Source organism: Candidatus Phytoplasma pyri (assembly GCF_046600495.1).
GTDB lineage: Bacteria > Bacillota_I > Bacilli_A > Acholeplasmatales > Acholeplasmataceae > Phytoplasma > Phytoplasma pyri.
The window spans coordinates 1-17,009 of the sequence record NZ_JBKIOZ010000008.1; the positions used below are offsets into that span (position 1 = coordinate 1).

Annotated in this window: 20 protein-coding genes; all 20 read left to right on the forward strand. The window is 25.3% G+C overall.

The window, feature by feature from the left end; genetic code table 11:
- Positions 1 to 412: 412 nt before the first annotated feature.
- The 20 genes from ACLHHF_RS01980 (at position 413) to ACLHHF_RS02075 (ending at position 15,943) form a co-directional block, all read left to right on the forward strand.
- Entirely contained in the window at positions 413 to 715 is a 303-nt protein-coding gene (locus ACLHHF_RS01980) for a hypothetical protein (RefSeq protein WP_411308158.1), read from the forward strand.
- Positions 716 to 774: 59 nt separating this feature from the next.
- Entirely contained in the window at positions 775 to 1,122 is a 348-nt protein-coding gene (locus tag ACLHHF_RS01985) for a hypothetical protein (RefSeq protein ID WP_411308159.1), read from the forward strand.
- 2 nt (positions 1,123 to 1,124) lie between these two features.
- Positions 1,125 to 2,021, forward strand: a complete 897-nt coding sequence (locus ACLHHF_RS01990; RefSeq protein WP_411308160.1) for a hypothetical protein — start codon at positions 1,125 to 1,127, stop codon at positions 2,019 to 2,021.
- Positions 2,022 to 2,043: 22 nt separating this feature from the next.
- A complete protein-coding gene (locus ACLHHF_RS01995) occupies positions 2,044 to 2,667 on the forward strand; it encodes a lambda-exonuclease family protein (protein WP_411308161.1) in 624 nt (207 codons plus the stop codon).
- 37 nt (positions 2,668 to 2,704) lie between these two features.
- Positions 2,705 to 3,265 (forward strand): hypothetical protein, encoded by a 561-nt coding sequence (locus ACLHHF_RS02000; protein ID WP_411308162.1) that lies wholly within the window; start codon positions 2,705 to 2,707, stop codon positions 3,263 to 3,265.
- A gap of 37 nt (positions 3,266 to 3,302) precedes the next feature.
- Entirely contained in the window at positions 3,303 to 3,503 is a 201-nt protein-coding gene (locus ACLHHF_RS02005; protein ID WP_411308163.1) for a hypothetical protein, read from the forward strand.
- Between the two features lie 3 nt (positions 3,504 to 3,506).
- Entirely contained in the window at positions 3,507 to 3,890 is a 384-nt protein-coding gene (locus ACLHHF_RS02010; protein WP_411308164.1) for an HU family DNA-binding protein, read from the forward strand.
- A 38-nt stretch (positions 3,891 to 3,928) separates the two neighbouring features.
- Positions 3,929 to 4,156 carry a hypothetical protein gene (locus ACLHHF_RS02015; protein WP_411308165.1) on the forward strand — a complete coding sequence of 76 codons (228 nt, stop codon included), beginning with the start codon at positions 3,929 to 3,931 and terminating at the stop codon, positions 4,154 to 4,156.
- 1 nt (position 4,157) lies between these two features.
- Positions 4,158 to 4,577, forward strand: a complete 420-nt coding sequence (locus ACLHHF_RS02020) for a hypothetical protein (RefSeq protein ID WP_411308167.1) — start codon at positions 4,158 to 4,160, stop codon at positions 4,575 to 4,577.
- The gene (locus ACLHHF_RS02025) at positions 4,567 to 4,920 is read left to right on the forward strand and encodes a hypothetical protein (protein WP_411308168.1); all 354 of its coding nucleotides are present in this window, start codon (positions 4,567 to 4,569) and stop codon (positions 4,918 to 4,920) included. The genes ACLHHF_RS02020 and ACLHHF_RS02025 overlap by 11 nt, the downstream gene beginning before the upstream one ends.
- A 63-nt stretch (positions 4,921 to 4,983) precedes the next feature.
- Positions 4,984 to 5,172: a hypothetical protein gene (locus tag ACLHHF_RS02030; protein WP_411308169.1), complete on the forward strand. Its 189-nt coding sequence runs from the start codon at positions 4,984 to 4,986 to the stop codon at positions 5,170 to 5,172.
- A gap of 17 nt (positions 5,173 to 5,189) precedes the next feature.
- The gene (locus ACLHHF_RS02035) at positions 5,190 to 6,023 is read left to right on the forward strand and encodes a DNA adenine methylase (RefSeq protein WP_411308170.1); all 834 of its coding nucleotides are present in this window, start codon (positions 5,190 to 5,192) and stop codon (positions 6,021 to 6,023) included.
- Between the two features lie 72 nt (positions 6,024 to 6,095).
- On the forward strand, positions 6,096 to 6,479 hold the full coding sequence (locus ACLHHF_RS02040; RefSeq protein ID WP_411308171.1) for a hypothetical protein: 384 nt from the start codon (positions 6,096 to 6,098) through the stop codon (positions 6,477 to 6,479).
- Between the two features lie 53 nt (positions 6,480 to 6,532).
- On the forward strand, positions 6,533 to 7,105 hold the full coding sequence (locus ACLHHF_RS02045; protein ID WP_411308172.1) for a DNA adenine methylase: 573 nt from the start codon (positions 6,533 to 6,535) through the stop codon (positions 7,103 to 7,105).
- Positions 7,081 to 7,350 carry a DNA adenine methylase gene (locus ACLHHF_RS02050; RefSeq protein WP_411308178.1) on the forward strand — a complete coding sequence of 90 codons (270 nt, stop codon included), beginning with the start codon at positions 7,081 to 7,083 and terminating at the stop codon, positions 7,348 to 7,350. The genes ACLHHF_RS02045 and ACLHHF_RS02050 overlap by 25 nt, the downstream gene beginning before the upstream one ends.
- Positions 7,351 to 7,476: 126 nt before the next feature.
- Positions 7,477 to 9,735, forward strand: coding sequence for a hypothetical protein (locus ACLHHF_RS02055; protein WP_411308173.1), 2,259 nt, complete (start codon positions 7,477 to 7,479; stop codon positions 9,733 to 9,735).
- Positions 9,736 to 9,880: 145 nt separating this feature from the next.
- Positions 9,881 to 10,168, forward strand: coding sequence for a hypothetical protein (locus tag ACLHHF_RS02060; RefSeq protein ID WP_411308174.1), 288 nt, complete (start codon positions 9,881 to 9,883; stop codon positions 10,166 to 10,168).
- Positions 10,165 to 11,058 (forward strand): hypothetical protein, encoded by an 894-nt coding sequence (locus ACLHHF_RS02065; protein ID WP_411308175.1) that lies wholly within the window; start codon positions 10,165 to 10,167, stop codon positions 11,056 to 11,058. Before ACLHHF_RS02060 ends, ACLHHF_RS02065 begins: the two co-directional genes overlap by 4 nt.
- 72 nt (positions 11,059 to 11,130) lie before the next feature.
- Positions 11,131 to 14,538: an AAA family ATPase gene (locus ACLHHF_RS02070; protein ID WP_411308176.1), complete on the forward strand. Its 3,408-nt coding sequence runs from the start codon at positions 11,131 to 11,133 to the stop codon at positions 14,536 to 14,538.
- Between the two features lie 226 nt (positions 14,539 to 14,764).
- Positions 14,765 to 15,943, forward strand: a complete 1,179-nt coding sequence (locus tag ACLHHF_RS02075; protein ID WP_411308177.1) for an IS3 family transposase — start codon at positions 14,765 to 14,767, stop codon at positions 15,941 to 15,943.
- The last annotated feature ends 1,066 nt before the right edge of the window (positions 15,944 to 17,009 follow it).

Genomic DNA, 17,009 nt, shown 5'->3' on the forward strand with positions numbered 1-17,009 from the left:
AATTGTTTATTAAAAAAATAAACAGTTTAGCTTTTTTTGTTATCTAAATTGAGTTATGGTAATTTTTATCACATAGAATCAATTGATAAATAGTTATCTAAAAAGAATTACTCCTCTTTTTACTATTTATTAATTGATTGTGTGTAATAAAAATTAACACAAAAAAAAGAGGGAAAATATATTATTACCAATGATTGAAAAAATTTAAAAGAAAAAAAATATTAATTAATTTTTAAATAAAAAAGAAATTTGATTAACCGAAAATAAAAAATTTAACTCAATTCGGAAATCGGAAATTTTCAACCAATTATAATTAATCGTTAAATTAATGGAGAAAAAATTTTAATCAACAATTTGTATCAATAAATTATTTTACTAATTAATTAAAAATTCATGAAAAGGAGTGTTAAATATGGAAAATTTAATCGATGTAACTAAGATTAATCCAAAAATATTATCTGATTTAGGTCGAGAAAGATTAATCGAAACTTTAATTAATCAACAATTTGATGAAACGTTTGAAGATTTTATTAAAGATATTATCACAGTCAAGGTAAAAGTATGGGATGAAACAGTAGACTATTGTTCCTTTGTGCATACCGCAACCGAAAAAGTTTGTCAACAAATTATTAGAATTTTTGAATTAGCGACTGATTTTAAATTTGCTAAAAAACATCAGGCCATGATCGAACACGAAATTAAATTAAAATTTTAGTTTATATATTTAACAAGTTTGTTTAAACATTTAAAAAATTAATAAAATAGGAGAAATAAATGCTACCAAATAAATACATTTATGAATTGAATGAAATTTTAACCGTTTTAAAAACCACTCCGCAATTTAAAGTTCTTTGTTCTAATAAGGTCAAAACTAATTATAATACGGAATTAAAATATTTATTTTTAAATTTTAACGATTTAGCTAAAATTAAAACCATTTTAACGGCTGAACCCGGAGCGGCTTTTATGATTGAAATTCAAACCGATTTAAACCAAAATTATTTTTTTGATAGTGAACATAAAAAATTAATTGTTAAAAACCTACCCAAAACGAATTTCAATTCTAATTCTTTCGAAAGCTTAGCGGCACGTTTAACTAAACATGTTTTACAGGATATGTAGTCATGAAAACTCTGAAAACTGTTTTAAAAAATCAACCGCTGACTATTTCGAGTTCAACGCCAACTGCTTCTTGGCGCGCTACTATTAGGGCCAAAATTAAATTAGAAATAGAACCGGAATTGAAAAATTATGCCTTTAAAGATGAAGATTTAATCATTGTGGACTACTATTTAAAAAATAAAAACCGTTATAACGAGTTGGGATACCAATACAAGTTAGCGACGCATCCTTATGTATATTTATATTCGGTAGCCACTACTAAATCACGTTATTTAGCTTTTAAACAACAGTTACAATGTCACCATCATTTATTTCAACAAAATTTAAATTGGGAAGAGTTAGAAAAATTAAGTATCAATAATTTTAAAAATAGTAATTTTAAAAAAAAGTTGATTCAAACCCATTTTAAAAATTTTCATAGTTATCAAACGAAACCGAGTTTATATCTACAAGGTGATTTTGATACTGGTAAAACTTATTTTTTTAAATTAATGAGTCGGTATTTTTTAGAACAACAACAATTATTTTTATTTTTATTTATGCCTGATTTAACTAGACAATTTAGGACAAATTGGCATGAACCGCATAGTGAACAAAAATTAGATTTATTAAAAAATATTCCTTATTTGTTTTTAGACGATATGGGTGGGGAAAATTTAACTCCTTATTTTCGAGACGAAATTTTATTACCGTTATTAAATTACCGTGCGGAAAAAGGATTAGCCGTTTTTATTAGTAGCGTTTTAAATTTACCACAATTAATCGAGCATTTAAAGATTAATACAGAAATTAAACATGAAATTAAAGCGTTGCGCATTGTGAATAAATTAAAAAAAATGTGTCACTTTTATGGTTTTGATGGGGACACGAAAAAAGAAAAAAATCAATATTTACCATAAAAAAAAGGAAAAAAATAAAAAAATGATGGATATTTGGCAATTAGAAACCGTTAAATTTGATTTAAAACAAAATAGTTGGGCTTGGTTTCGACATCGAAAAAATTATGTTAATGCTTCGGAAATCGGAACAATTATGCATTTAAATCCTTATGAAACGGCTACCGATTTAATGAAAAAGAAAATTTGGGGTAGTAAATTTGTGATGACTGAAGCGATTGCGCACGGTAAAAAAATGGAACCACAAGCCAATTTATGGTTTTGTGTGCAACATAAACGTAATTATGAACCTTTAAATTTTACACGAGGAATTTTATCCGCTTCGCTAGATGGTTATCATGCCGATTCTAATAGTTTATTAGAAATTAAATGTCCTTTAGATCCCCAAGGGGCTAGTTGGAAAGAGTTTTTTACCGATCGGACTATTCCACCTTATTATTGGGCCCAAGTGCAAGCCCAAATGTTTTGTAGTCAAGTGACACAAGCTTATTTTTATGTTTATGTCAGTCAACAAGAAAATTATACGACTGAGATGACTTTAGATACCGCTTTTTGTGAAAAAATGTACCAAGCGGCTTTAACTTTTGAAACCGACTTAGCGGCTTTACAAGCACATTTTAATACTCCGACAACAACAGAAAAAAACTAAATTTTAACCTTCAACGAAAGGAAGTTGATTCTTATTCATGCAAGAAAATAAAATTATTACTACTAATAAAAATAAAAATTATACAGAAATTAAATTAGCGCAAGAAGTTTTATTATCCATGTTAGAAAAAAAAATTCAATCTCATTGTCAAAAATATCGTCAATTATTAAAATTACATCCTAAAATTTTATGTGACGATTTTTATGAAGATTTAATTTTAGATCATTTAACCGCGGAAAATAATTTTTTTGAAGCGTTATTAACGATTATGAATAGTCATGATGTGGGTTGGTACGAATTTAAAATGGTGGGGCGTACCCCCGTGGTACCGACTAAAATTCAGGCAATAGTGGAAAATTTCCAGCTCCAACATCCCTATTTAACTTTTAATATTACTAATTTGTCGGAATTAAACTCCACCATGACGGCTTCCAGTTCCCAAATGGAAATTTATTTTACCGTTAATTTTCCCATTACTCATAAATACACGCTACCACAGGTTTTATGTGCATTATATACCGTGTTAGCCCAAAATAATTTATTAGCGACTCAATGGGACAATCATTCGGACATTTTTAAAAGTTTAATTATTACTTAAAAATTTAATTTAAAAAATAAACAGTGTTGAAACCAGAATGAAAAGAAAAAAAATATTAATTACTATTAAAATGCCCCACTCGCGATTATTAAAAAAGCGTTGGGTATTACCACCAGCGGCGTTTAGTAACTCAGCGAAAAATAAGTATTCCCGTTCCGCTCATAAAAAAGCAACGGCCCAAATTTATCAAGATTGGTTAGTATTAAATTATCAAAAATCCAATGAAAGTGAGAATTAAAAAATGCGTATACCCAAAAAATCCAGTAAAGTGGCTAAAACTACTAGCACCAAAGTTATAGCACGTGCTAATAAGTTGTTATTAATTAGTACGATTGCCCAATATGCCAAAAAATCCCAGACGGAAGTTAATGAATTTTATGACTGTTTGGAAGTGGCTTTACATGAATTATTAAAAAAATATCATGAAGTTCATTTAGGAATTAATCTGGGGACTTTATATTTAGCGGAAAGAGCCCCACAACCAGCTCGTAAAGGACTTAATTTAGCCGCGTTAAAAAAAGGTAAAAAAGTTACCGTTACGATTAAAGCCCAACCGCGTAGCACAGTAGTACGGTTTAAACCCGCGAAGTTCTTAAAAACGGAAGTAAAAAACATTACCGATTAAACGGTCAATTAAAATTAACTGAAAGGAGTAACTGCTTAATGGCATTAAAACGTCAAGGTCAACTAGGCAAAAAAACGACTAAAAAAGTGGTTAACACATTAAAATTTACCAAGTTGACGAAGAAAAAATTCCCAGCGGTTGTCACTGCCAACCGCGTGAAAACTAGTCCCACGGCTTCTCATGGTGTCAATCCAACACTGATTTTACAAGAAATTAAAACCTTAATGACAGAAATTCAGACTAAATTACAGAAATTAGATTATTAAAATGTCATTTTTTACTTTGCTATTTACCATTTTTAATTATGTTTGGTGGTATTTAAAAGGGTTTACCCATGAAGAAATTTTAGCTAAACGTTGTGATATTATTCAAACGGTGATTTTTACTACTTTAATTTTGTTTGGCTTTCAACCCCTCTTTAAATTGTTGCTGAATGGGTTAAATTTTTTTTATGAACTAGTTTTAAAATTATTTTTTCCCAAAAAATTTCAACAACAACTAAATTTAAAAACGACGAAAGTGGAAAATCAAAATGCATTATTAAAAATGAAATTAGCTGCTAATGCGGCTAAATTAAAAAAACTACAAAGTCAAAAAGATTATTTAACTCAAAAATTAAAAAAATTAACTACTAATAATGAGGAGGAGGAACCGCGGTTGACAGGGAAGGAAGATTATGATGTTTGAAGGCATTGGGTTTGTCATTGGCTTTTTATTAGGTGCTTTATTTGCTATTGTTACCTTTATTTTGATGAAAAAAATGTTATTTACCAGTGATAAAACTAGATTAAATGATTTTAAAAGATTTAATTTAGAAATTCAAGAAATTAAAAAGTTTCAAAAAAAACTAATGGAAAAAGAACATTTTCAAAATCAAACCCTAAATGATTTAAATTTAACCATTAAAAAAATTATTGTTGAAAATCCAGTTAATCCCACCACTAACAAGGTGGATGTGACTAATTCGGTCACTCCAGATCAACAATCTCCCTCAACTTCTAATGGGGATTATGATGTGATTAATTTATGAAAAAAATAATTTAAGAATGGGAATTAAAACTGAAAAAAGCGATTTTACCAAGGAGAAAAAAATATGCGTTTAAAACAGCGATTAGTTTTAATTTGTTTAAGTTTAACTTATTTATTATTTATTTTTTCTAATTTGATTACTTTATTATTTAATTTTAAATTAGGGATTACGATTAATGTTTTGATTAGTTTAGGCCATGATGTTTTTATGTTGATTTATTTATGGGTTTTTAATTCTTCACCCCGTTCATGAAAAAATTTATTAATTGGATGGGTTCTAAAAAAAAAATTATCCCCCAAATTTTACCTTTAATTCCTAAAAATTATCAGACTTACATTGAACCATTTTTAGGTAGTGGGGCTTTATATTTAGCTTTAATGCCTAAAAAAGCTATTATTAACGATCATAATAGTCATTTAATTCAGTTGTGGAAAACATTTTTACAAACTCCACATCCCTTTTATCAACAAGTAATCAAATTAGAAAAGCAATTATTTCAAACTAGCGATTTAACAACTACTAAACAACAATTTCAAAGCTTCATTACCCAATTTAATCACTTACAAGCCCAATCCCATTTAAAAATTTCTGATTTGATTTTTAAAAACGCTTTGTTTTTAATAATTAATAAATATAGTTATAAATCAATCCTTTATCGACCTAATTGTTCCGTCTTAAAGGCCGATTGGGGTTATCACCCCCCAATTCAACAAATTTTAAATTTAGCAGATTTAATGAAAATTAGTCAACATTTTCACCAAAATCAACATCAAATTCATCAGCTTGATTACCTTGAAATTATTCAACAAGCTAATCCCCAGGATTTTTTATTTTTAGATCCACCTTATTTTTTTTCAGGGATAGAAACTAAAAAATATAATTTTTATCATACTCCGTTTACTTGGGCGGATCACGAAAAATTAGCTTATTATTTAAAAAAATTGGATCAACAAGGGACTAAATGGCTGTATATGAATTATGATACTCCAGCTATTAGAACGTTATTTACTAATTTTATGGCTTGTAGTTTACCGAGTTCAACTCATTATAATAGTCAAAAACTACCAGAAATTATTATTCTAAATTACCAAATTAAATCTTAATTATTAAGTTTTAAGAGGATGAAATCGATTAATTAACGAAATAAAAAAATAAAAAATAAGGAAAATAAAAAAATGATTAAAAAAATAAATGCGAAATTAAATAAAAAAGTTAATACTAAAGTTTTAATTAAAGATTTATATAATGCGATTCGTAACTATGATTTTTTATTGAGTGAATATCAATTTACTAATGATGAAAACAATCAAATCGGTTTATTATCCCGATTAGCAACTGTTAAAACTTTATTAGAAGGATTTCAAATTGATTTAGCGTTTGATTTTCAAACTAAAGACCCAAAATTACAAAAGCGATTAAATGATGAAAGTGAATTTTTAAATCACACTTTAAGAATCGCTATTGAACAAATCAGTGAAGGTATTTTTAATTTAGAAAAAATCTACGATCGAATTGAAAATATTGATGAGAAATATGACATTGAAGCAGATGAAGAATAGAACAGTTTTGGGACCAATTAAAAAAATATTTAATTATTAAAGTTGGTGCCAAAATGAAAAGTTATACCCCTTTCAGATATCCTGGGGGTAAAACCCAATTACACCCTTGGATTTTAAAATTAATTCATCATAATTATTCGATGAAACCAATTTATATCGAACCTTTTTGTGGTGGCGGTGGTTTAGCTTTAAAATTATTAATTAATCACCAAGTCGAACAAATTTATTTAAACGATCTCGATGTTAATGTTTATGCCGTTTGGATCGCGATGCTTAAATATCCGACTGCTTTAATAAATTTTATTCAAAATATCCCAATTACAATTACCGAGTGGTATAAGCAAAAAGCCATTTATGCCGATCCTAATTTACCCCTTTTTCAAAAAGGGTGTGCTACTTTATTTTTAAATCGGACTAATTATTCAGGCATTTTAACTGCTAGGCCAATTGGGGGTTTTAGTCAAACTGGTAATTATAAAATTGATTGTCGCTTTAACAGAATTAATTTAATTAAAATTATTCAAAAAATATCCTTGTATCAAAAACAAATTCAAATTTTTAATTTAGATGTAAATACTTTTTTATTAAATTTAAAATCGCCATTAAAAAAAGTTTTTTATATCTAGATCCTCCATATGTTAAAAAAAGCAAGGATTTATATCAGAATGCTTTGACTGAAAAAGATCATCAAATTTTAGCCAATACGCTTAAAAAATTAAAGTATTCCTGGTTAGTTACTTATGATAATCAAATTATAATTCAAACACTATACCAAGATTATTTTCAACAATTATTTAATATTAAATATAGTTTAAAAAATAAGATTAATACTCAAGAAATAGCCATTTTTAGTCATCATCTTTATGTTTAATATTAAATTATTTCCAATTTTAAAAAAATATTAGTAACAAAAAATAGCTTACCATTTTAATCACGAGTCCATGAAATGTTTAAATGAATAACAATGTTATTCAAATTCCAGATAGGAGTAAAAAATATGAAAATAAATCGTCCTCGTAAATCATTTACTAATCATAGTCGCCAACCTCATAATTCCATTTTAACCCTTAATATTTTAGGACAAATTTTAAAATATATTTTATTAAGTAGTTTATCTTTAACGATTATATTTAATGCTTTATATAATTTAAATAAAATCGTTAAATTACCTAATATTCCCGTAATTAGTGAATATTTAGTAACTAATAAAGATCTAACCACTAGTTTAAAAAAACATATTCAAGCCTTAGGAGTTGATATTCAAAATACAACAGCGGCGACTAAAAAAGCTGAGTTGCAAAAACTTAAAACTAAATTAGAAGAAGGGTTAGCGATTGTGCAAAATCAAGTTCCATTAGATAATTTAAATTTAGAAAAAGAAAATCAAATCAACATTTTAACTCAAAAACTAACAACTTTACAAGCACAATTAACAATTGAACAAAATAAAACGGAAATTAAACGTTTAACTGAGGAAATTACTAAATTAAATAATGATTTAACTCAAGCACAACAACAATCTGAAAAAACAAAAAATACTTTCATAGAGAAAATATTTGAAAATAATGATGATGTTTTAAATGAAGAAGAACGTGAATTCTTAGAAAAAATAATGAATATTTCATTAACAGAATTAAAATTAAAAGGTGTAAATTTAGAAAAATTCGAAAATGCATATACCATTGATGAATTAAAAGCAGCTGGTTATACCTTAACAGATTTTAAAGTAGCTGATTTTGAATTAGACAAATTAAAAGAAGTATATACCATTAATGAATTAAAAGCTGCCAATTATTCTTTAGCTGATTTTAAAGATGTATATACCATTGATGAATTAAAAGCAGCTGGTTATACCTTAACAGATTTTAAAGTATCTGATTTTAAATTAAAAGATTTAACAAAAGATTATTTTTTTATTGATGATTGTGAAAATAAAAAATTAGATTATGAAAAGTTTTATACTTTTGATGAATTAAAAGCTGTCGGTTATACCTTAGTTGATTTTAAAACCGCTAATTTAACATTAAGGGATTTAGTTTGTGTTGGTTATCCATTTAATGAAAGTAGACCAATTTTTTATTTAAAAGAATTAAAAGCTGCTGGTTATACTGTAAAAGATTTACTATTATATTGTGACGTGCGAGAATTAAAGGGCGCCGGTTATACTTTAGCTGATTTTAAAGCAGCTGATTATCCTCTTTCATTTTTTTTTAAACTAAACTTCAACATCGATGAATTAAAAATGGCTGGTTATACTGTAAAAGAATTAAAAGATATATATTCCATCAATGAATTTAAAGCCGCTAATTATACTGTAAAAGAATTAAAAGATATATATTCCATTAATGAATTAAAAGCTGCCAATTATTCTTTAGCTGATTTTAAATATGTATATACCATTGATGAATTAAAAGAAGCTGGTTATACTTTAGCTGATTTTAAAACCACTAATTTTAAATTACAAGAATTAAAAAATATATATTCCATCAATGAATTAAAAGTAGCCGGTTATACTTTAGCTGATTTTAAAGCTGTTAATTTAAAATCAAAAGAATTAAAAGAAGTATATACCATTGATGAATTAAAAGAAGCCGGTTATACTTTAGCTGATTTTAAATTTATTTATACCATCGATGAATTAAAAGCTTTCGGTTATACTGTAGCAAGATTAAAGTCTTTTTATAATCCCTATGAAATAAAAGAAGCTGGTTATACTTTTGCCGATTGTAAAAACCAATATCGTTCAGAAGTGTTACCAAAATTATTTAGCATCGACGAATTAAAAGCCACTAAATGTCCTTTAGCTGATTTTAAAGATGTATATGACGTTCAGGAATTAAAAGAAGCTGGTTATACCTTAAATGATTTTAAAGTAGTTGGTATTAAATTAAACAATTTAACTCGTACTTTTACCTTTGATGAATTAAAAGAAGCTGGTTATACCTTAACTGATTTTAAAAAAGATAATAATATAGAGCCGACTGTATTATTAATGTTTCATAATTATTCCGCTGATAAAATAAAAGAAATGGGTTATACCTTAGCTGATTTTAAAACATATTATGCATATAATACGATGGAACATAAAATATTAAAAAAATTAGAAAATGCATATACCATGGATGAATTTAAAGCAGTCGGTTATACCTTAAAGGATTTTAAAAAAGCTAAATTTGAATTACCAAAACTAAAATCTATCTATACCAACGATGAATTAGAAGCGGCTGGTTATTCGGAAGATGAACTAAAAGATTAGTTTAATCAATCAATTAAATATTTAATACCATTATTACCCACCAATAACCTTAATTAAAACAAGATTAAATTAATTTACTTTTGTTTTTGGTGGTAATAATTAAAAAAAAATAAAAAAATTAAAAGAAAAAAAGGAATGATAAATTATGGCAATTTTGAAAAAAAAATATAGATTAAATAAAAATAAAAAAAATGAAATTCAAGACAATGAAATTCAAGAAAATGAAATAAAAAAAAATAAAATTCAAGAAAATTATGTTTCAGTAAACAAGACTTTTTGGAGTCCTTCTTTTATTGTTAATATTACATGTATTTTAATAATTATTTTATGGTTATTTATGATTACTAATTTACATCAAGAAGGTCGTTTCCCTTTTAATAAAAATAGTCAAAAAACTATCCCAACTAATGAAACAGATTCGTCAAAAAAATGATGTCTTTAATTGGAAATATCAAAGAAAAATTATTAAAAATAATAACTTTATTTTTAATTATTTTTTTATTTGTTTGGATCTATTTTTATAGTGATCATTTTATTATTTTTTGGTCTAATTTTGGTAAAGGAATTGGATTTATGTTGAAAGATTTTGGTTCTAGTGTTTTAAATGCATTTTCACAATTACCAAATACTTTAAAATCTGTTCCTCAAGCGATGTTAGAAACAATCAAAGAATTACCTTCTACTTTAGCGGATTTTCCCCAAGCTATCATTAAAAGTTTAAAAGCAATAAAAAATTTAACTTTAACCTTTTTAGGAATTGAAAATAATGGGATTAATTGGTGGAATTGTATGAAAACAGCGATGATTGCTGGAACAGCAACAGTTGTTATCGCTCCTTGTGTTGGACTTATAGGTGTTACTGGATTAATGTGTGCTGGATTATTTGGATTTAGTGCTGGTTTTTTAGTAAATTATATTCAACAACAATATTTTCAAAAAGAAACCAATACTATTAAATCGAATTATAGTATTAATTTAGGTACTAGTATTAATTTAACAACTGAACAAATTGAAACCATAAATAATCATCCTTTAGTTAAAAAAAATTTTTCAGCTTATAAACATATTTTAACTACCATTGATAAAAATAATCAAGCTATATATGAAATTATTAATGTAGAAATTAAAATTGAAAAAGCTAATGAAATTTTGGAAAAATTAAAAAACTTACAAATTAAATATCAAAATGAAAAAAATAGTTTTAATTCTGAATTAATTAATAACATTCCCGTTTTAAAACAAATTACTCAAGATGTTGAAAATCAAATTCAACAACAAATCACCAATTTAGAAATTATTATTAATCAACAATTTAATAAATAATTTTTTATTATTTGATAAATAAATTAAAAATTACTATAATGAAAACAATTATTAAGTATGAAAGGTATAAAAATGTTAAATATTAAAGATATTAGTTTAAAATATTGGCTAGTAGGAATAATGATATCTTGTATTTTTTTTGGTTTGGGATTTAAAATAAAACAAAAAACTACAATTTCTCAACCACAACCTAATCATGAAATTATAAAATTTGTAACTAATCCTCATAAACCACAATTAACTTTAATTGATGATAATAGTCGTGAACTTTCATCAAAAATTAAACAATTAGAATTACAAATAACTCCATTAAATCAAGAATTGTATACTAAAATTACAGAAATTCAAAAAAAAGATCAAGAATTAACTGAAATTAAAAGACAACTCCAATTAAAAGAAATGAAATTAATTAATACTAATAATTTATCTACACAAGAAAAAGAAGCACTTCAAGCTGAAATTGAAAAACAAAAAAACCAAATAACAACAGAATTAAATAATTTAACTAATAATCTGCATACTCTACAAACACAATTAACAACTGAACAAAATAAAACTACTCAAAATGAGAACGAAGTTAAACGTTTAACTGAGGAAATTACTAAATTAAATAATGATTTAGTTCAAGCACAACAACAACAAGCGACGACTAAACAAACTACAATCACGACTTTAGAAGAACAATTAACAACTGAAAAAAATAATTTGCAAGCACAAACTAATAAAGTAGCTGATTTAACTAATAATCTGCATACTCTACAAACACAATTAAAAACTGAACAAAATAAAACTACTCAAGATGAAAACGAAATTAAACGTTTAAATGAGGAAATTACTAAATTAAATAATGATTTAATTCAAGCACAACAACAACAAGCGACGAATAAACAAACTACAATTACAAATTTAGAAGAACAATTAAGAACTGAAAAAAATAGTGTACAAGAACAAACTAATAAAGTAGCTGATTTAACTAAAAATATCGCGGAGTTACAGAATCAAATAAATAGTTTAAACGAAATTAATCAAAAATTTATTCAAAAAGAAATTGAATTAAAAGATACTCAAAAAGCTAATCAACTATCACAAGAAGCCATAAATCAATTAAAACAAGAAATAGAAACAACTATAAAAATTAAAAATGAAAAAGAACACAAATTAGCTAAAAAAACAAAAAATTTAAAAAATCTTCAATTTGATTTAGAAAATACTAAAAACAAATTACAAGAACACAAAAATAAAAATAAAGAATTAGAAATAAAATTAACTATTGAACAAAATAATTCAACTAATAATCAAAATAAAATTAAAGATATAAAAACAAAATTAACACAAGCTGAAATCAAAATTAAAACTTTAGAACAAGATTTAAATCAAAAACAAACCCAAATTCAATCTACCATCAAAACAATTAATAATAATTTTTGTTATGATTGGAATAAATTTAAAGGTTTAGAAGAAGTAATTGGGATGGAAGCTGAAAAAGAACAAATAGCACCTTTTTTATTACGTTTATTAAATCCTGAAAAATTTGCTGAATCCCAAATTTCTTCACTAAGTATTTTATTATATGGTCCTCCAGGAACTGGTAAAACTTATTTAGCACAAGCAATAGCGAAAGAAGCAAAATTACCTTTTTATCAATTGTCCTCAAGTGATTTTTCTAAAAAATTTGTAGGTGAAGGCCCTAAATTAGTTAAAGAAATTTTTACAATTGCGAAAAAAGAAGCACCAAGTATTGTTTTTATTGATGAATTAGAAGAAGCAGTTGGTGATCGTGATAGTTCCCAAAATCGTTCCTCTGATGCTAATAATATTGTTAATGCTTTCTTAACTCAAATAACCGATTTACAAAATCAAACCAAAGATAAACCAATTTATTTCATTGGTGCTACTAACTATAAAGATAAAATTGACCCTGCAGTATTAAATCGTTTTACTCATTTGATTGAAATTAAATATTTAGATTTAGAAGCACGAAAAAAATTTTTAATAACAAAAAGTAAAAAATATTCACATGCTATTTCTGAAGATGATTTTCAACTATTTTCTGAAATAATTGAAACCAAAAAAAATGAATATAAATCAATCAGAATTTTAAATAATTTATTTGAAAAAGCATTAGAAAAAAAAATTAAATATCAACATTCCAGTATATATTTTTCAGATTTTGCAGAAGCTTTGGAATCAAGTATTAATGAACCAAAATCAGAACAAGAAAATAAAAATCGTAGAATATATACAGAAGTAAAATATAAATTTCAACCATATAAATCATATACAAAACAAGAATATATAAATGCTAATTGTATAAATATAATGAAAGAAGCTAATTTTACAATTGAAGAACTTAAAGAACTTGGTTTTACAATTCAAGAAATGAAAGTTGCTGGTTATACAACCCAAGAAATGAAAAATGCTGGTTGTACAGCCTACGAATTAAAAAATAGTGGATATAAAGCTAAAGAATTGAGAAGTATTTATTCAATATACGAAATGCAAGCTAATGCTGGATATACAGTCCAAGAAATGAAAGAAGCTGGTTTTACATGCGTCGCATTAAAAGATTTTTATCCATTAATTAAAATAAAAGAAGCTGGATATACAGCCTACAATTTTTATAATGCTGGATTTTCAAAAAAACAAATAAAAAATTTTGGATTTTTCACAGATGAAGAATTATTAACTCTTTTTAATAAACAAGATTTAAAAATTTTTAGTTTTACACTTAAACAAATAAGACAGCAAAAAATGACAACCTCGACAGATTTGAAAAATTATGGATATACAATTAAAGAAATAAAAGAAGCTGGATATACACCTCTAGAACTTTTTAAAGAATACTGTTGTAACATACAAAAAATGAAAGATGCTGGTTATACAGATCAAGAAATAAAAGATGGTGGAAATACAATTAAACAACTGAAAAATAATGGTAACTTCCCTTTTAGTCCATATCAATTGGTAAACAAATATGGATTTACATTACAAGAATTGAAAGATGCTGAATTTACAATTCAAGAATTAATTGGACATGGTGATTTTACAATCAAAGAATTAAGATCTATTGGAGTTACAATCCAAGAATTGAAAAATTCTGATAAATATTCAAACAGAGTTATTGAAGCTAGTGAAAGTTCATTCAACAATTTGAAAGAATCTGGCTATACAGCCAAAGAATTGAAATATGTTGGTTATACATTTCAAGAATTGAAAGATGCTGGATTTACAATTCAAGAATTAGCACGCTGTTTTTCACCTAAAATTTTAAAAAAAGCTGGTGTTACAGCTAAAGAATTGAAAGGTATTGTTTCAATCTATATGATGAAACAATGTTATAAATATACAATGAAAGAAATAAAAGATGCTGGATATACAGACCAAGAATTAATAGATGCTGATGCTAAAAATGATAATATTTATAATAATGATAAGGTTTTTGACAAAGAAGAATTGGAATCTATTGGAATATACAAATAAAAAATATATTAATCTTTTTATTAAATTTTTAATATTAATAGCCATAAATTAATATTTTAAATTAGACCCTTTAATTAGGGTCTTTTTTAATATCTAAGTTCCACTATTTAAAAAAAGCATTATTTTACTATTAATTTTATTTTTAGTTATAATAGGCTTGTCAAATTTTTAATTAAAATTAATTCCATTATGAATTTAAAAAGTTAATGATTGAATTAAATTAAATATGAAAAAAAATAATAATTATTCCTATGATATTAAATTTAAAGCGGTGATTTTAAAACTCCAAGGTCGAAAGTATTGGGAAATTCAACAACAATTAAACATTAAAAGTCATCGCCAAATTTATGATTGGGTTAAATGGTATCAAACTGGACAAATTTACCGGTTTCAAATCCCAGTTGGTTATCATAAGCATCATTACTCTGACTATATTTCACCCATTCATGATCCTAAAATACATTTAATTAAAAAAACAATTCAAACTCGAATAGCGAAAAATAAAAAAAATCATCGGGATTTATATTTAAAAATTATTGACGAATATCAAAATCAAATCGCTTTAAATCGATTATTAAAGTGGTTAAATTTTAATAAAAGTAGTTATTATCGCGCTTTAAAAACCATGATTAATCCTCGACCGTTAACCACTACGGAAACAACTATCTATCAAATTTGTCATCAAAACCCTACGCATCATCCATTATTAAAAAATAAATTAATTTTGGGCCATCGAAAAGTTCACTACCTTTTAAAACAACGTGGCATTCAACTTAATCGTAAAACCGTTTTACGAAAAATGCGTCAATTGAATTTACTTTGTCAAACTCCCAAAAATACCGTTCCAGTGAAAAAAACGTTGCGATTTTATTCAAAAACCCCAACGGCCATTAAACCTAATTTATTAAATTTAAATTTTTCTGCTACCAAACCTTATCAAAAACTTGTCACCGATATTACTTATTTACCTCGTAACCTTTATTTATCCGCCATTATGGATTTATATAACCGGGAAATTGTGGCCTTTAAAATCGCTAGTCAACCCGATTTAAAATTAGTTATGAATACTGTTAACCAACTACCGCCCTTAACAACTCCGTGTATTTTACATGCCGATCAAGGTTCCCAATATACCAGTATCAAATTCATTACCTTTTTAAAACAACGTAACTTGCAACCTAGTTTTTCTCCGAAAGCTAGTCCGATTCATAATTCGCCTTTAGAGAGTTTTTGGGGAAACTTAAAAAGTGAAACTTTCCAAATGTCCTCCGGTAGTTTATCCCAAACAGAAATTATTACCATAATTACTAACTTTATTCAGTATTATAATCAGTCTCGTCCCCACCAATATTTAAATTATTATCCACCCCAAATTTTTAAACTTCAAAATGGTGTTCAAAATTAATTCATAAATCGAGGCGAGAGGTATCAAAAATACCCATTATTTGGTCGGTTAATAAAAAAGTAATATGAAAATCGTCTCCAATATTAAAATGAGTTTAAAACTACTAAAAAAGCGCTTCAAGGAATAAATAAAATCGCTGTTATTGAGTCGGTTAATAAAAAAGTAAACCCAATATACCTAAAATCCCTTTAGTTCAATTTAGGGCTATTTTGAGTTGTATTGGGGTTGGATTAAAAATTGAATAAAGTAGAAATAAAGATAGTTTAAAAATTTTTTTAAAAATATAAATATAAATATAGTTTTTAAACAAAATTTTTTCAAAAATATACGATTAAAATGTTAAAAATAAAGATAATTTTAAATTTTTTTTAAAAATATAAATATAAATATAGTTTTTAAACAAAATTTTTTCCAAATATAAAATTAAAATGTTAAAAATAAAGATAATTTTAAATTTTTTTTAAAAATATAAATATAAATATAGTTTTTAAACAAAATTTTTTCAAAAATATACGATTAAAATATTAAAATAATTTTTTAAAAATTTTTTTAAAAGATATAAATATAGATATAATTTTTTTAAAAAAATAATTAAATCATTTGACAAGATTTTTAAAAAAGTTAAAATATCTTTTAAAGCACTTCGAAAAATTTAAAAAAAAAACTATATTTATATTTATATTTATATTTTAAAAAAAATATAAAAAACAATAATTAATGTATATAACTTAATGTACAGATAATATTTTTTTCTTTTTTCTTTTTGGTTCTTTTTCTTTTTTCTTTTTTTTAAATTTTTTAAATTTTTTAAATTTTTTAAATTTTTTAAATTTTTTAAAAAATCAATTAATTTGACTTTTATTTTTTTTCTGGTTTAATAACAAATAAGAAATTAAATTTAAAAATTCCAGAAAGGTAAATAACTTTCTAAAAAAATAATTCAGTTAGTTTTAATAAAAAATTTGACAAAATATTTTTTTTTAGTTATCATTCAATTAAATTTAATAAACGATTTTTTTATTTTATTTTTGTGTTTTTAGTAGTTCCATTTTTCTGGTCCACTGCA

Excerpts from the sequence above, each read along its gene's own strand:
- ACLHHF_RS02020 (WP_411308167.1), top strand. The coding sequence starts at position 4,158 with ATGTCATTTTTTACTTTGCTATTTACCATTTTTAATTATGTTTGGTGG.
- ACLHHF_RS02000 (WP_411308162.1), top strand. The coding sequence starts at position 2,705 with ATGCAAGAAAATAAAATTATTACTACTAATAAAAATAAAAATTATACA.
- ACLHHF_RS01985 (WP_411308159.1), top strand. The coding sequence starts at position 775 with ATGCTACCAAATAAATACATTTATGAATTGAATGAAATTTTAACCGTT.
- ACLHHF_RS02045 (WP_411308172.1), top strand. The coding sequence starts at position 6,533 with ATGAAAAGTTATACCCCTTTCAGATATCCTGGGGGTAAAACCCAATTA.
- ACLHHF_RS02035 (WP_411308170.1), top strand. The coding sequence starts at position 5,190 with ATGGGTTCTAAAAAAAAAATTATCCCCCAAATTTTACCTTTAATTCCT.
- ACLHHF_RS02055 (WP_411308173.1), top strand. The coding sequence starts at position 7,477 with ATGAAAATAAATCGTCCTCGTAAATCATTTACTAATCATAGTCGCCAA.
- ACLHHF_RS02015 (WP_411308165.1), top strand. The coding sequence starts at position 3,929 with ATGGCATTAAAACGTCAAGGTCAACTAGGCAAAAAAACGACTAAAAAA.
- ACLHHF_RS01980 (WP_411308158.1), top strand. The coding sequence starts at position 413 with ATGGAAAATTTAATCGATGTAACTAAGATTAATCCAAAAATATTATCT.
- ACLHHF_RS02030 (WP_411308169.1), top strand. The coding sequence starts at position 4,984 with ATGCGTTTAAAACAGCGATTAGTTTTAATTTGTTTAAGTTTAACTTAT.
- ACLHHF_RS02070 (WP_411308176.1), top strand. The coding sequence starts at position 11,131 with ATGTTAAATATTAAAGATATTAGTTTAAAATATTGGCTAGTAGGAATA.
- ACLHHF_RS02060 (WP_411308174.1), top strand. The coding sequence starts at position 9,881 with ATGGCAATTTTGAAAAAAAAATATAGATTAAATAAAAATAAAAAAAAT.
- ACLHHF_RS02005 (WP_411308163.1), top strand. The coding sequence starts at position 3,303 with ATGAAAAGAAAAAAAATATTAATTACTATTAAAATGCCCCACTCGCGA.
- ACLHHF_RS02040 (WP_411308171.1), top strand. The coding sequence starts at position 6,096 with ATGATTAAAAAAATAAATGCGAAATTAAATAAAAAAGTTAATACTAAA.
- ACLHHF_RS01990 (WP_411308160.1), top strand. The coding sequence starts at position 1,125 with ATGAAAACTCTGAAAACTGTTTTAAAAAATCAACCGCTGACTATTTCG.
- ACLHHF_RS01995 (WP_411308161.1), top strand. The coding sequence starts at position 2,044 with ATGATGGATATTTGGCAATTAGAAACCGTTAAATTTGATTTAAAACAA.
- ACLHHF_RS02075 (WP_411308177.1), top strand. The coding sequence starts at position 14,765 with ATGAAAAAAAATAATAATTATTCCTATGATATTAAATTTAAAGCGGTG.
- ACLHHF_RS02025 (WP_411308168.1), top strand. The coding sequence starts at position 4,567 with ATGATGTTTGAAGGCATTGGGTTTGTCATTGGCTTTTTATTAGGTGCT.
- ACLHHF_RS02010 (WP_411308164.1), top strand. The coding sequence starts at position 3,507 with ATGCGTATACCCAAAAAATCCAGTAAAGTGGCTAAAACTACTAGCACC.
- ACLHHF_RS02065 (WP_411308175.1), top strand. The coding sequence starts at position 10,165 with ATGATGTCTTTAATTGGAAATATCAAAGAAAAATTATTAAAAATAATA.